This window comes from Nostoc sp. FACHB-152, assembly GCF_014697475.1.
Classification (GTDB): Bacteria; Cyanobacteriota; Cyanobacteriia; order Cyanobacteriales; family Nostocaceae; genus Nostoc_B.
Genome location: NZ_JACJRV010000007.1, coordinates 37,100 through 49,366, shown reverse-complemented (window position 1 = coordinate 49,366; position 12,267 = coordinate 37,100). Strand labels below are relative to the sequence as shown.

The 12,267-nt window shown below is 41.4% G+C and carries 14 protein-coding genes; 9 read left to right on the top strand and 5 right to left on the bottom strand.

All coding sequences use genetic code 11. The annotated features are described in order from the left end of the window. Window positions 1-155: 155 nt before the first annotated feature. The 7 genes from H6G76_RS08700 to H6G76_RS08670 all read left to right on the top strand — a co-directional run bounded on the left by H6G76_RS08700 (window position 156) and on the right by H6G76_RS08670 (window position 4,880). Complete coding sequence (locus H6G76_RS08700; protein ID WP_190698488.1) at window positions 156-710, top strand: thioredoxin family protein; 555 nt, start codon at window positions 156-158, stop codon at window positions 708-710. 70 nt (window positions 711-780) lie between these two features. Continuing rightward, entirely contained in the window at window positions 781-1,509 is a 729-nt protein-coding gene (gene pyrH, locus H6G76_RS08695; RefSeq protein ID WP_190698486.1) for a UMP kinase, read from the top strand. Further along, entirely contained in the window at window positions 1,496-2,044 is a 549-nt protein-coding gene (gene frr / locus H6G76_RS08690; RefSeq protein WP_190698483.1) for a ribosome recycling factor, read from the top strand. The genes pyrH and frr overlap by 14 nt, the downstream gene beginning before the upstream one ends. Window positions 2,045-2,208: 164 nt before the next feature. Beyond that, window positions 2,209-3,327, top strand: a complete 1,119-nt coding sequence (locus tag H6G76_RS08685; protein WP_190698480.1) for a geranylgeranyl reductase family protein — start codon at window positions 2,209-2,211, stop codon at window positions 3,325-3,327. A gap of 146 nt (window positions 3,328-3,473) precedes the next feature. After that, entirely contained in the window at window positions 3,474-4,346 is an 873-nt protein-coding gene (locus H6G76_RS08680; RefSeq protein WP_190698477.1) for an MBL fold metallo-hydrolase, read from the top strand. Between the two features lie 73 nt (window positions 4,347-4,419). Then, a complete protein-coding gene (locus H6G76_RS08675; RefSeq protein ID WP_190698474.1) occupies window positions 4,420-4,662 on the top strand; it encodes a type II toxin-antitoxin system HicB family antitoxin in 243 nt (80 codons plus the stop codon). After that, the gene (locus H6G76_RS08670; RefSeq protein WP_190698472.1) at window positions 4,662-4,880 is read left to right on the top strand and encodes a type II toxin-antitoxin system HicA family toxin; all 219 of its coding nucleotides are present in this window, start codon (window positions 4,662-4,664) and stop codon (window positions 4,878-4,880) included. Before H6G76_RS08675 ends, H6G76_RS08670 begins: the two co-directional genes overlap by 1 nt. A 209-nt stretch (window positions 4,881-5,089) precedes the next feature. Here H6G76_RS08670 and H6G76_RS08660 read toward each other — a convergent pair whose 3' ends face one another. Beyond that, window positions 5,090-5,839, bottom strand: a complete 750-nt coding sequence (locus H6G76_RS08660; RefSeq protein WP_190698469.1) for a hypothetical protein — start codon at window positions 5,837-5,839, stop codon at window positions 5,090-5,092. Between the two features lie 81 nt (window positions 5,840-5,920). Then, complete coding sequence (locus tag H6G76_RS08655) at window positions 5,921-7,624, bottom strand: NAD-binding protein (RefSeq protein ID WP_190698466.1); 1,704 nt, start codon at window positions 7,622-7,624, stop codon at window positions 5,921-5,923. Window positions 7,625-7,782: 158 nt separating this feature from the next. Between H6G76_RS08655 and H6G76_RS08650 the strand changes: the two genes are divergently transcribed. Further along, entirely contained in the window at window positions 7,783-8,262 is a 480-nt protein-coding gene (locus tag H6G76_RS08650) for a hypothetical protein (protein ID WP_190698463.1), read from the top strand. 56 nt (window positions 8,263-8,318) lie between these two features. Here the strand turns inward: H6G76_RS08650 and H6G76_RS08645 are convergent, their stop codons facing one another. Both H6G76_RS08645 and H6G76_RS08640 read right to left on the bottom strand, forming a co-directional pair. Then, window positions 8,319-9,500, bottom strand: coding sequence for a low temperature requirement protein A (locus H6G76_RS08645; protein ID WP_190698460.1), 1,182 nt, complete (start codon window positions 9,498-9,500; stop codon window positions 8,319-8,321). 236 nt (window positions 9,501-9,736) lie between these two features. Then, complete coding sequence (locus tag H6G76_RS08640) at window positions 9,737-10,021, bottom strand: DUF2470 domain-containing protein (RefSeq protein WP_190698457.1); 285 nt, start codon at window positions 10,019-10,021, stop codon at window positions 9,737-9,739. 335 nt (window positions 10,022-10,356) lie between these two features. Here H6G76_RS08640 and H6G76_RS08635 point away from each other — a divergent pair, with 335 nt between their 5' ends. Continuing rightward, on the top strand, window positions 10,357-11,115 hold the full coding sequence (locus H6G76_RS08635; protein ID WP_190698454.1) for a metallophosphoesterase family protein: 759 nt from the start codon (window positions 10,357-10,359) through the stop codon (window positions 11,113-11,115). A 34-nt stretch (window positions 11,116-11,149) separates the two neighbouring features. Here the strand turns inward: H6G76_RS08635 and H6G76_RS08630 are convergent, their stop codons facing one another. Beyond that, the gene (locus tag H6G76_RS08630; protein ID WP_190698451.1) at window positions 11,150-12,004 is read right to left on the bottom strand and encodes a M48 family metallopeptidase; all 855 of its coding nucleotides are present in this window, start codon (window positions 12,002-12,004) and stop codon (window positions 11,150-11,152) included. Window positions 12,005-12,267: the final 263 nt, after the last annotated feature.

Sequence of the window (12,267 nt, the reverse complement as noted above, 5' to 3'; positions counted from 1 at the left end):
TGACATCAAAGTAATATTCAGTAGTATTACAATTTACTGTTTCTCCGTAGGTCTCTACAATCATTTGGTATCGCGCATTGGCGCTCAGGTGGTTGGCACAAAAAAAATGACGCTAAATTTCACCTAGATTTTTCTAGTTCCTTCTGGTGGCGAAGATGAATATTCTAGAAAGAATTTATACTCCAATTGGCGACTACGCCCCGGATTTTGAACTGCCAGGAATTGACGAGCGGGTGCATCATCTCAGTCGTTATTTAGAGATGTACAGTGCAATTGGCGTTGTTTTTATGTGCAACCACTGTCCTTATGTGAGTTTGTATTTAGACAAGCTTAAAAAAATTCAGGCGGAGTTTGCTGGTAGTGGTTTTACACTAATTGGGATAAATGGCTGTGATGCTAACAAATACCCTACAGAAAGCTTTGAACAGATGAAAGCTTTCGCCAAGCATCATCAGCTGAACTTTCCTTACCTATGGGATTCTACTCAAGACGTGACCCGAAGTTTTGGTGCAATTAAAACACCAATGGCGTTTTTGATAGATAGTAATGGTGTGCTGCGCTACAAAGGGCAAATTGACAGTTATCTACAAGCGCAATCATTTGTTATGGAAGAATATTTGCGAAATGCGATCGCCTATTTATTTAAAAATCAAGCAGTTAGCTTGCCAGAAACAGAGCCAGTCGGAACTTCATTGATTTGGCGAAACTAGACAGAGGTAGTCACTGTACTGTTATCTTAAATTGGAGGCAATTGCAACTTTTTCGACAAAGCGTAACTTCATGGGAACGAATTACCGACGGGTTTTACTTAAACTGAGCGGTGAAGCCTTAATGGGCAACATGGGCTATGGAATTGATCCAGAAGTGGTCAAAGAGATAGCACAAGAAGTAGCAGAGGTGATAGCCACTGGTGTTCAGATCGCCATAGTCGTTGGCGGCGGCAATATTTTTCGAGGCGTGAAAGCGGCATCGGCGGGAATGGATAGGGCAACCGCTGACTACATCGGCATGATTGCCACGGTAATGAATGCCATGACGCTGCAAGATTCGTTAGAACGAATAGGGGTACAGACACGCGTCCAAACTGCGATCGCGATGCAAGAGTTAGCAGAACCGTACATTCGTCGCCGCGCCATCCGCCATCTTGAAAAAGGGCGGGTGGTAATTTTTGGCGCAGGTTCTGGAAATCCCTTCTTTACTACTGACACCACTGCGGCACTCAGAGCCGCAGAAATTGATGCTGAAGTGATTTTTAAAGCCACTAAGGTAGACGGAGTGTATGATGCAGACCCGCAACTTCATCCTACTGCCAAACGTTATACCAGCCTCACATATGCTCATGTTTTGGCGCAAGATTTAAGGGTAATGGATAGTACTGCGATTGCCTTATGTAAGGAAAATAATATCCCAATTCTTGTATTTGACCTAACAGTGCGAGGCAACATTCGCCGCGCAGTTTTAGGAGAATCTATCGGTACCCTTGTGGGAGGTTCTTGTGAAATTAGATGAAGCTCAAAGTAAAATGCAAAAAACTGTTGAGTCAACTCAACAAGCTTTTAACACTATTCGGACTGGTCGCGCTAATTCCAGTCTCTTAGATAAAGTGTTAGTTGAGTACTACGGTACACCAACACACCTAAAATCACTGGCAAATATCACTACGCCAGATGCAACAACGATTTTGATTCAGCCTTACGACAAAAGCAGCTTAAACCTAATTGAGAAAGCAATTTCTCTTTCAGATATAGGTTTAACACCCAGTAACGATGGTTCTGTAATTCGGTTGAACATTCCACCTCTAACAAGCGATCGCCGTAAAGAATTCGTTAAACTGGCAGCCAAGTATGCTGAAGAAGGTCGCGTAGGCATTCGTAACATTCGGCGTGATGCGATTGACTCAATTCGCAAACAAGAAAAAGCCTCAGAAGTCTCTGAGGACGAAGCTAAAGACCTACAAGATAAACTACAAAAACTTACAGACAAATACACTGCCAGAATCAACGAATTATTGGCAGAAAAAGAGAAAGACATCACAACTGTTTAAAGTCTGAAAGTTGTAGAGATGCGAAATTTCGCGTCTCTGCTACATTTTTATACAGGGTGGTCATATCCCCGACTTCTTCAAGAAGCCGGGGATATTGCAGCGCAACAGAAAAATCTTTCGTTTCTAACCTCTAACAACTAATTCAGGAGCAAACATTCAGCCTTATGTATGACACGATTATCGTCGGTGCTGGGCCTGCGGGTGGCACAGCAGCATATCATTTAGCCAAGAAAGGTAGCTCAGTATTAGTTTTAGACAAAGAAATTCTACCTAGATATAAGCCCTGCGGTGGTGGTGTATCACCCGCGATCTCGCAATGGTTTGACTTTGATTTTAGCCCAGCAATTTCTCTCAAAGCTGATTCTTTCCGCTTTACCTGGAAATTAGGCGACCCTGTAGAAGCAAAAATTGCCACCAAAGAACCTGTTTGGATGGTGCGGCGAGATGTTTTTGACCATTTCCTAGTGCAGCAAGCCCAAAAGCAAGGGGCAGAATTGCAAGACAATACAGAAGTAACAGGAATTGAATTGAAAGGCGACTATTGGCAAGTAAACACAGCCGATGGCCCAGTGACAGGTCGCTATCTAATTGCTGCTGATGGTGCTAAAGGCCCGATGGCAAAATGGCTAGGCTTCAAAGAACGTAAACGCCGCCTCGCAGGGGCATTAGAAGCAGAAGTTCCAGCAAATGTTACTGATTCCACAATTCACTTTGAATTTGGTTTAGTCAAAAACGGCTATATCTGGAACTTTCCGAAAGCTGATGGCTATTCTTTTGGTGTAGGTACATTCATTGGCGGTCAACCCCAAGACTTCAAAAAGATTTTGGATGAGTACGCCAAATCTTTTAACGTAGACATCAAAACTAGTAAACAATATGGTCATCCCTTATCTCTGTGGGATGGTAATCAAAAACTGCATACCCAAAATGCTGTTTTAGCTGGTGAAGCCGCTTGTGTAGTTGACCCAATGACAGCAGAAGGCATTCGTCCCTCAATTTTTAGTGGGTTAATGGCAGCAGAATTCGTCAGTCGGGCAATTGCTGGTGAGGTTAACGCTTTAGAAAAATACAGCGAAGCCATGAACGAACAATGGGGTAGTGAAATGGCTTGGGCGCAAAAATTAGCTGGTGCGTTTTATCGCTTTCCTGGAGTTGGCTATAAGATGGGTATTAAACGTCCTTCTAGCACTCAAGTTATGGGTAAAGTACTTTGTGGTGAACTGCGCTATGCTGACGTTGCTGGACGTGCCTTAAAGCGTTTAATTCCAGGTATTGGTGCGTAAATATTATTTCGTTAGGTGGGCATCGCCCACCCTACAACTAAAGATTTACATCTTGCGGTAACTCTCAGTTGACAGCCGCTTTTGCTAGCTTGATGACATTAGGGTTGATTACTCCCTAGCAACAAGCTAGGTAAAAGAGGTTTAACATGGCTCATTTAGATCTGCGTCGCCCACAAAATGTTAACGGCGATTTTTATGTAGATACTAGTTGTATTGATTGTGATACTTGTCGCTGGATGACTCCCGAAGTTTTTTATCGTGTTGATGAACAATCAGCAGTACATCATCAACCTTCAAATGAAGTAGAAAGATTAGCAGCCTTGCAAGCACTTTTAGCTTGCCCTACAAGTTCCATTGGTACAATGGAAAAGCCACAATATATCAAAGATGCTCAAAAATCTTTTCCAATTTTGGTAGACGAAAATGTTTACCACTGTGGCTATCATTCGGAAAAATCTTATGCTGCTGCTAGTTATTTCATTCAGTTACCAGAAGGTAATGTTTTAGTAGATTCTCCTCGATTTACTCCTCCTTTAGTGAAGAGGTTGGAGGAAATGGGAGGAATTAGATATATGTATTTGACTCATAAAGATGATGTCGCAGATCATCAAAAGTATGCTGATCATTTTGGATGCGATCGCATCCTTCATGCTGACGATATTTCCGGCAACACTCGCAATGTGGAAATTCAGCTAACAGGTTTGGAACCGTTTAACCTATCACCAGATTTATTAATTATTCCTGTCCCTGGACATACAAAAGGACACACAGTATTACTCTACAAAAATAAGTTTCTGTTTACGGGCGACCATCTCGACTGGTCAGAAGATTTGCACCAATTAACTGCATTTAGAGATTATTGTTGGTATTCTTGGTCAGACCAAATTAAATCAATGCGAAACTTGGCTAATTACACTTTTGAGTGGGTATTACCAGGACATGGACGGAGATTTCATGCTGATGTTGATACGATGCGGCTGCAATTACAAAAGTGTATTGAGTTGATGGAAAGCCTTTGAAGATAGAATACAAATAAAGAACTTTATTTTATCTTTTGATTTGCGATCGCTATCTAAAATTAAACAGCAGCAAATGTTGACAAATTATATCCAAGCAGCAATGCACAAAGCAACTTATGAATTGCTGGAAGATGGTACTTTTTATGGCGAAATTCCAGACTGTCAAGGTGTTTGGGCTAACGCTGCAACATTAGAAGCTTGCCGAGAAGATTTGCAAGACGCTCTCGAAGGATGGATTATTTTAGGATTGCGTTTAGGTCATACTCTACCAATACTGAATGGTGTTGACCTAAATTTACATCAAGAGGTTGCCTAATGCCACCTTTTGGGCCGATTAATCGGCGAGATTTGATTCGTTGTTTGAGAGACTTAGGTTTTGATGGCCCCTACTCAGGAGGTAAACATCAATACATGGTCAGAGATGAATTGAAGCTAACAATCCCAAATCCACATTCAGGAGATATAAGCCAAAGTTTATTAAATAGAATATTACGTCAAGCTAATATTACGAGAGAGGAATGGGAATCGCTATGAATGAGACATTTCCTAATTTATAAAATGAATAATTTTTGGATGAATTTGCTCATCAGGAAAATGGCAATGAACAGTATCGCGTACTATTTCTTATCATGTTTTCAGATCATCAGCTTGACTGAAAATTGACTCACATAAAGCTCTAGTTGTATAACCGCCATCGGGAGCATCTTCAACTAAAAATACTATTTCAGTCATAGTTAATATTTCTAATTAGATACTTGATTTAGATTTATGTAATAGTGTAATGCATCTACACGCACAAAATCATCGGCGTTAGCCTTCTCAGCATTCAATACTTCTGACCAAGGTAAGTAATCCCAATCAGGTAGCCATGCATCTTGATTACGCAGAAGTGTATCCAAAAATTTAAAAGTGTCTAAAAGTTGTTCTTTTGTGGTTGTATATTCTTCACTACGAAACTTATAGCAAGAATAACCCTCTACAAAATAAATATCCCATTGTCTGGGATCCCAACCAGATGCTAAAGGTGTCCCTTGGGCTTCTTTTTCTAAAACTAGTTCTAAAAGGTTTTCTGGTTCTATCTCCAAAACTTCTTGAGTATAATCAGTACCTGTTCCATATTCTTCTATACATTTTCCTTGGTCAAATAGTTTATAAATTAACCATCCTGATGTATCTTCATGAGCAATATAAATACAGTGAGTTTTAAGTATATTAGATACTTCACATACTTCAGCTTCTATGCAGGGGCCTAAAGGATAAATGATTGTCCATGCATGACCTTGATATTGAAGTACAATTCGCTTGAATCGCTCCTGACTCCAAGGATATTCTTTGCCTAACACATTAGTTTCTAAAACTCCACCAAATACTTTGGCAATTGCAGGGCTAACTACCTCAATAGATTCTTTTACCAGAAGAATGCCTATAGAGTTTGGGTAAATTCCTGAAAACTCAAACCCACGTCTTCCTCTAATTGGTATTGATTCCGTCATATTTATTAAAATCACAGGTCAAATACTGAATTGTTTCACTAATTTAACCCAGTAACTTAAATATGACTTAACTCATTATTATCAGCGATCGCCTAACCCTGACATTGGGGAAACTCTCTCTTCACGCCACAATTGATATAAACGATTTGCTGGCATTGTTAAATATAAAACATCTCCTTCGCCCAGATTAGTTTTCAGTAAATCCCAGCCGCGAACTTTCTGTCCGTTGGTTTCTACATACAAAGGCACAAAGTCAGCTAGTACCGCTATCTCTTGGACTAGCTGGTTGCAAAAAGGATGTGAGGGCGTAATTAACGTGGCAAAGGCTACCCAAAGTTTATCGGCTGTAATGCCATTTCCTAAAATACGTCCACCCAAAGCAGCAGCAGCAAAGGCTGGGGCGGCTAGTTCTGCGGGACTGAGAACGGCTTCAAAATCAAATACTTGTTGTGCCATTCCGGCAAAATCAGGGTCAGCATAATGGACAATGACGGGGATTTTCGGTGCTAAACCTTTAGCTTTGAGGGCAATTTCTAAATTAGTAGCATCGTTGCTAGTTACAGCCAAAACAGCAGCCGCAGAAGTAACATTACTAGTTTGCAGGATAGTACGGAAACTAGCATCACCTTGAATGACAGGAATACCCAAGCCGCGTACAGAGTTGACGTATTTATTATTCGAGTCAGTTTCTATGACAACTACTTCATTGCCACTGGTATGGAGTTGCTGGACAATTTTGCTGCCAATACCACTTAAACCACAAACAATATAATGATGACGCTGGGGAATTCGCGCTACATCCCAGAATTGCTTGAAGCGGCTACCTAAGACAAAATCGGTCAGCATAGCGTACCAAAGACCGATCGCTACTGCCCCAATTAGCATAATAATGATAGTGAATAATTTCACACTGTTAGGGGCATTTTCGACAACTTTATCGTTACCGCCTGCGCCAGTAATCATGCCCACAGAAAAATATACAGCATCGACTACAGATAAACTCAGTTCGGTAGACATATAGGTGATGGTGGCGATCGCTATAATTGCTAACAGCACAACTGCACCTGCTACTACCGATTTTCCATGTTGCTGAAACTGGCGCAAACTAGTAAAAACTTTCAGAAATTTTTTAATTAACGATCTGCGAATCGAACGGATGCGCGGTTGAATAGCAATAATTAAGCGATCGCCTACTTCTAATTCTTCCCCAGAAAGCACCCCATAGATTAAATTCATTTCTCCTTTTACAGGCAGATAATAAATCGGCATCCGTGCGGATTCTTCCCACAACTCACTCAAATTGCATCCTAGCCAAGGATGGTTTTCATCAATATATTCTTCTTGGACAGGCCAAGTTTGGTCAAATATTTTGATTTGTCCGATAGCTTGATTTCCGAGGGCGGCAAAAGTAAATAAAGGTGCAGCTAAACCGACAACACTCATACTTAAGTGGTCTGGTAACGCTTGATCTAAACGTTCGCCCAAATTTGTATTATACAAGCGATTGATGATGCGAATTCTGGGATTTAACACCCGTGCTTGCATCATAATTGTTAAATTTAAAGCATCATCTGAACCAGTAATTACTAAAGTCTGTGCTTGGTGAATTCCTGCGGCTGTTAAGGTAGCCGCCGCGTGTAAATTACCAATGATTATGTCTGATGAACATTCGCCAGGGATGGGTTTGTGATGAACACCCACAACCAATGCTCCCTGCTGTCTCAGCAGACGAAAGATTTTATATCCAGTACGTCCTAAGCCGCAAACAATAATTCGAGGTTTCATGAAACAGCAGGAAATATGTATTGGTAGTTAACAATATTCTTGCGCTGTTTTCTGAAGCTTAACTGTAACTGAAAACACGTTAGTTTTAAATAAAATTAATTAGACACTTTTGATACAGTTTTATAGTCAAATAAAGTATGAAGTCTGAAATATGAAGTATGAAATTAATTCATGTTGGTGGGATTTTATGTCCCCTATTTTTAGCAGGTGCGATCGCCTCTACAGCAAAAGCACAATCCGCACCAGGCCCTTTGGCTGCACCTAATGTGCAGCTGAAGGTACAACGCACCAGTGGAAATTGCCCCCAAACAGTTGGGCTGTGGTGGTTGGCGTTACCTTACGAAGGCGGTGCAGAACATACTGTAGTGGCAGATACTACAGCCTTTGCAGATTCAACCGATTTGGTGAAATCTAACAATAAATTGTTTGTCGAGTTTGTGTCACCTTTACGCAGTAATTATGCTTCTTGTGTTGGGCAAACTCAAGGGCAAGAATATCCTTTCTACAACGTGCAATTTAAGAATAAAAAAGCATATTTCCGTGTAGATTTACGTAAAATTAACGCACCTGGACAGCTAATTACTTATAAAAGTGTAGTTGCTTCTCGGCCTTATGTGCGGTGGGCGATCGCAGATTAGTAAACTGTTAAGTAATCAAGACAGTATGTTTAGGCCGCAGGGGAGCAGGGGGGAAATTAAATTTCAGGGTCGGCTCGGCGAGTAGTTGGGCGACTTTGATACAAATCTTGAATGACTTGAGCAGCAGAAACTAGGGCGACAAGGGTGATAACAGCAATAGGTAGCAAACCTTTGCCAAGAATAGCGATTGCAATCAGCACAACTGCGCCACTAAAGCGATATAGAGAACGGATTTTACAATAGCGGATGACTCCATATCTGTGCAGAATACCAACGGCGAAGGAGCATAATGCTACTGCGCCGCAAATCAGCCATCGTTGGTTATCTGGTAAAGCTACCGTTGGTTGACTTAACAAAATTTGTTCAACACCAACTCCAGTCGCAGCAATCCCGATGACTAATGGAAAATGGGTGTAAAGCCAGATATTAACACTACCAACTTTTCCCTGTTTCCGTGCTGTTTCGATTGGTGTACCACCTAAGTTATCGAAATAAACCCACCACCAAGAAAATGCAATAGCTAAACCAAAAATGGCAGAAATTACGGTGATCGTATCCCATTTTTGCTGAGAAACACCTTCGACAACCGCAATAATCGCTTCTCCTAACACAATAATTGTGAACAGTCCAAAACGTTCAGGTAAATGAGAAGCGTGAGGAAGTAACCCCATCTGAAACTTGCGTCCGGTTAATGGTGTGGCAAAATCTATGATGATTCCCAATCCCCAAAGTGCAAATCGCCAGGGGATGGGGACAAATGCTGAGATTAACCAGAGAGAAGATGCGATCGCAAAACCAATGGCGTAGCGAGTTGTCAAAGGACGCGCCGAAGGAATATGTATACCCGCACGGATGTATTCTACTACCAGCACAGCCCGACCAAGTGCATAAGCTAAAGCAAAGCCAGGAGAACTTTCGTCTAAGCCGTGGTGGATATTCACAGCCATAGCCGCCGCCGTTAACATTTGTACGCCAATCAACAGCCGATGTATTATGTCATCGCTGTCAAAGCGGTTGGCGTAAAAAGTGGTGCCAATCCATGACCACCAAAGAGGGATAAATAAAACGACAAATCCGAGGAATCCTGATAATGAAATATCTTCTTTCAGATTGTGTGCTACCTGTGAGACTGCGACCACAAACACCAAATCATAAAACAGTTCTAGCCAAGTAGCGCGTCTTTCTTCTTCGGTGTCTTCACCAATGCGTAATCTTGGCGGCTGGAGAAAATTTGTCATATAGCTAATAGCAAATCGCTAATTGTTTTCTACCATTAGTAGTAAGTAATTGACTATCTAAGTAGGTCGTCGTGAATATTTATCGTCAGGATAAGGCAGGAGGCAGAAGTCAGGAGGGAAGAGGCTTTTAGCTTAGTTACTCTTTCGTAACATAGTTAGGTTTTTTCTCACCGACTTACTTGTATAAGAGTATGTGTTGAGTAGTGAATATACTGTGTAGGTAGGAAACAGAAGTCCTACTTAGCTTGTACCCGCGCCTGCTTTACCATCGCAATCAAAGTATGGTGAGCATCTTCTGCATCAGCTAAAACATGGTCAAATGTGATACGTACTGGCTGAGGTTCCCCATTGACTTGGGCTGTTAAATTCATACCTTCAGCATCTATCGACAGCATTTGAGCAGACGTTGCCTGTTGTAACTCAGCAAAAACCTGTGCATAAACCAATATCGCATCAGCATGATCTTCGTTCATGTGATTACAGATGCGATCGCTAATTTCAGCAGAGAACTGATCGGACATTGTGTAAATACATAGGACAACACCCTAGATTCTAGGCTAACTTGAAACAAATTTGCCGCAGCTAAATTCTTTCCTAAGCTATTGCACCTACAAGTTGCACTATTGAAATTGTGAATAAAAGACTCAAACCCTCTCCCCTGCACAAGAGCGGTCTAAACTGCAAATTAAGTGTTTAATAACTTACTGCCCTCTAACTTTTTCTGAGCGAGCGTATTTTACTGAAAATGAGTAAAATAAAGTTAAATTTGTCAAGTAGTTTTTACCTATTATTTGCGGAATCTCAACATCTGAGACTGTAGCAAAAATCTTAAACAAAATTATTTAGCTAAGAGCCGATGAGCGACACTAGTCCACGCCGAATAGTTATTGGAGACGTGCATGGATATTATGAAGGCTTGATGACGCTTTTAGAGGCGATCGCGCCGACATCAGAGGATCAAGTTTATTTTCTGGGCGACTTAATTGATCGTGGGCCTCACAGTTACCATGTAGTAAATTTTGTCCGACAGAATAATTATCCCTGTCTGCTAGGAAATCACGAGCAGATGTTATTAAACATCTACACCCAGAAAAGTGTTCCTACACCAATCTTGCAAGCGTGGCTGTACAGTGGTGGACAAGCAACCCTAACCAGCTACCAATCATCTAATATTCCCCAAGACCATTTGGATTGGTTTAAGGCTCTGCCCACTTATTTAGATTTAGGTGATTATTGGTTAACTCATGCAGGTTTAGACCCTTCTTTGACTCTAGCAGAACAAACTAGCGAGCAGTTCTGCTGGATTAGAGACGAATTTCACAGTATGAAGGAGCCTTATTTTCCCGATAAGTTAATTATTATTGGTCATACAATTACCTTTACTTTACCAGGAGTTACACCTGGTAAACTTGCCCAAGGAAGAGGATGGCTAGATATAGATACTGGTGCTTATCATCCTCGTAGTGGTTGGTTAACGGGATTAGATATTACAAATAAGCTCATTTATCAAGTTAATGTTTTTCAAAATTGCTTACGTACCTTACCCTTAGCCGAAGGGGTAATTAATGTTGAGCCTTCTCAAATTACCGCTCGCCGCAATAAGCAGCGAGCATAATTGTTGGTTCCACTTTGTTTGGCGATATTCACAATTAAAGTAACGGTCGAATATTGGCTCGATAAGCAGACTCATCCAATCCATAACCCGCTTTGCTAGGTTGGGCTTTAATCGCGCGTCTGAGATTAGTAATGCGATCGCTAGTTGCTGGGTGGGTACTCAAGAAAGTCAAGCTAGAACCGCCCTTGAGCAGCTTTTGCATAAAAGAAACCATAGCAGACTGAGCATAGCCAGCGCGGGTTAAAGTTCTTAAACCTCTTTTATCAGCATCAAACTCATCTTGGCGGCTGCGAGGACGGTTGAGTGCTAAGTCTACACCAATTGCTACAGCCTGATTGCGGTCTAAACCTGCGGCTGTGGCTACACCACTAGCCAGCGCCCTTTGTCGCATCTGTTTAACTAGGTGTTTACCACCAATGTGACCAATTTCATGAGCGATAACACTAGCTAGTTCCGCTTCATTATCAGCAGTTTTTAATAAACCAGTGTTGACATAAACAAAACCTCCCAAAGTGGCAAAAGCGTTAACTGAGTTGTCTTCTACTACCTGGAAGGTATAGGGTAGATCGGGGCGATCGCTTTTTGCAGCTAAACGTTGACCAATTTGTTGTACATAACGATTAACCTCTGCATTGCGGTAAAGTCTAATTTCACTACTCCGCAGTTGATCATTCATCTGCTTGCCCAGTTCCACTTCCTGGCGACTGGATATATTAGAAAGCTGAAGTATTTGCGCTCCTTGGAACAACAAAGGTAAGAGATCTATAGCGCGTCCTGGTGCAGGTGTAGTCAAGCACAAACTCATGGCGACTACCACAGAAATAAATGGATATAACCAACTACGCCGCCATTGACGATAATTTGCCAAAAAACCTTTCCAAGCCATCATAATTCCCTTCTGATGATAATTTCGCAACAACAGAATATATCTGACAAAAAACCAGACGAATCTAGATTTGCTTAAGTTGCATTTTCAACCCTAAGCTACCGATGCGATTTGCGATCGCCTGTGTTAACCCAGATCAAGTACTTATGAATCAAGGTTAGTTGTTGAAATTGGATATAACGGCGTGCAGCTACGTAATAAATCTTAGTTTTCCCCTCTACCCTTTCACCCTTAAACCCCTTTACCCTAAAATCTAAAATTCAAAA

What these genes read in the sequence shown, in the direction of transcription:
- H6G76_RS08700 (WP_190698488.1), top strand. Translation starts at nt 156, where the DNA reads ATGAATATTCTAGAAAGAATTTATACTCCAATTGGCGACTACGCCCCG.
- pyrH (WP_190698486.1), top strand. Translation starts at nt 781, where the DNA reads ATGGGAACGAATTACCGACGGGTTTTACTTAAACTGAGCGGTGAAGCC.
- H6G76_RS08685 (WP_190698480.1), top strand. Translation starts at nt 2,209, where the DNA reads ATGTATGACACGATTATCGTCGGTGCTGGGCCTGCGGGTGGCACAGCA.
- H6G76_RS08680 (WP_190698477.1), top strand. Translation starts at nt 3,474, where the DNA reads ATGGCTCATTTAGATCTGCGTCGCCCACAAAATGTTAACGGCGATTTT.
- H6G76_RS08675 (WP_190698474.1), top strand. Translation starts at nt 4,420, where the DNA reads ATGTTGACAAATTATATCCAAGCAGCAATGCACAAAGCAACTTATGAA.
- H6G76_RS08670 (WP_190698472.1), top strand. Translation starts at nt 4,662, where the DNA reads ATGCCACCTTTTGGGCCGATTAATCGGCGAGATTTGATTCGTTGTTTG.
- H6G76_RS08660 (WP_190698469.1), bottom strand. Translation starts at nt 5,839, where the DNA reads ATGACGGAATCAATACCAATTAGAGGAAGACGTGGGTTTGAGTTTTCA.
- H6G76_RS08655 (WP_190698466.1), bottom strand. Translation starts at nt 7,624, where the DNA reads ATGAAACCTCGAATTATTGTTTGCGGCTTAGGACGTACTGGATATAAA.
- H6G76_RS08650 (WP_190698463.1), top strand. Translation starts at nt 7,783, where the DNA reads ATGAAATTAATTCATGTTGGTGGGATTTTATGTCCCCTATTTTTAGCA.
- H6G76_RS08645 (WP_190698460.1), bottom strand. Translation starts at nt 9,500, where the DNA reads ATGACAAATTTTCTCCAGCCGCCAAGATTACGCATTGGTGAAGACACC.
- H6G76_RS08640 (WP_190698457.1), bottom strand. Translation starts at nt 10,021, where the DNA reads ATGTCCGATCAGTTCTCTGCTGAAATTAGCGATCGCATCTGTAATCAC.
- H6G76_RS08635 (WP_190698454.1), top strand. Translation starts at nt 10,357, where the DNA reads ATGAGCGACACTAGTCCACGCCGAATAGTTATTGGAGACGTGCATGGA.
- H6G76_RS08630 (WP_190698451.1), bottom strand. Translation starts at nt 12,004, where the DNA reads ATGATGGCTTGGAAAGGTTTTTTGGCAAATTATCGTCAATGGCGGCGT.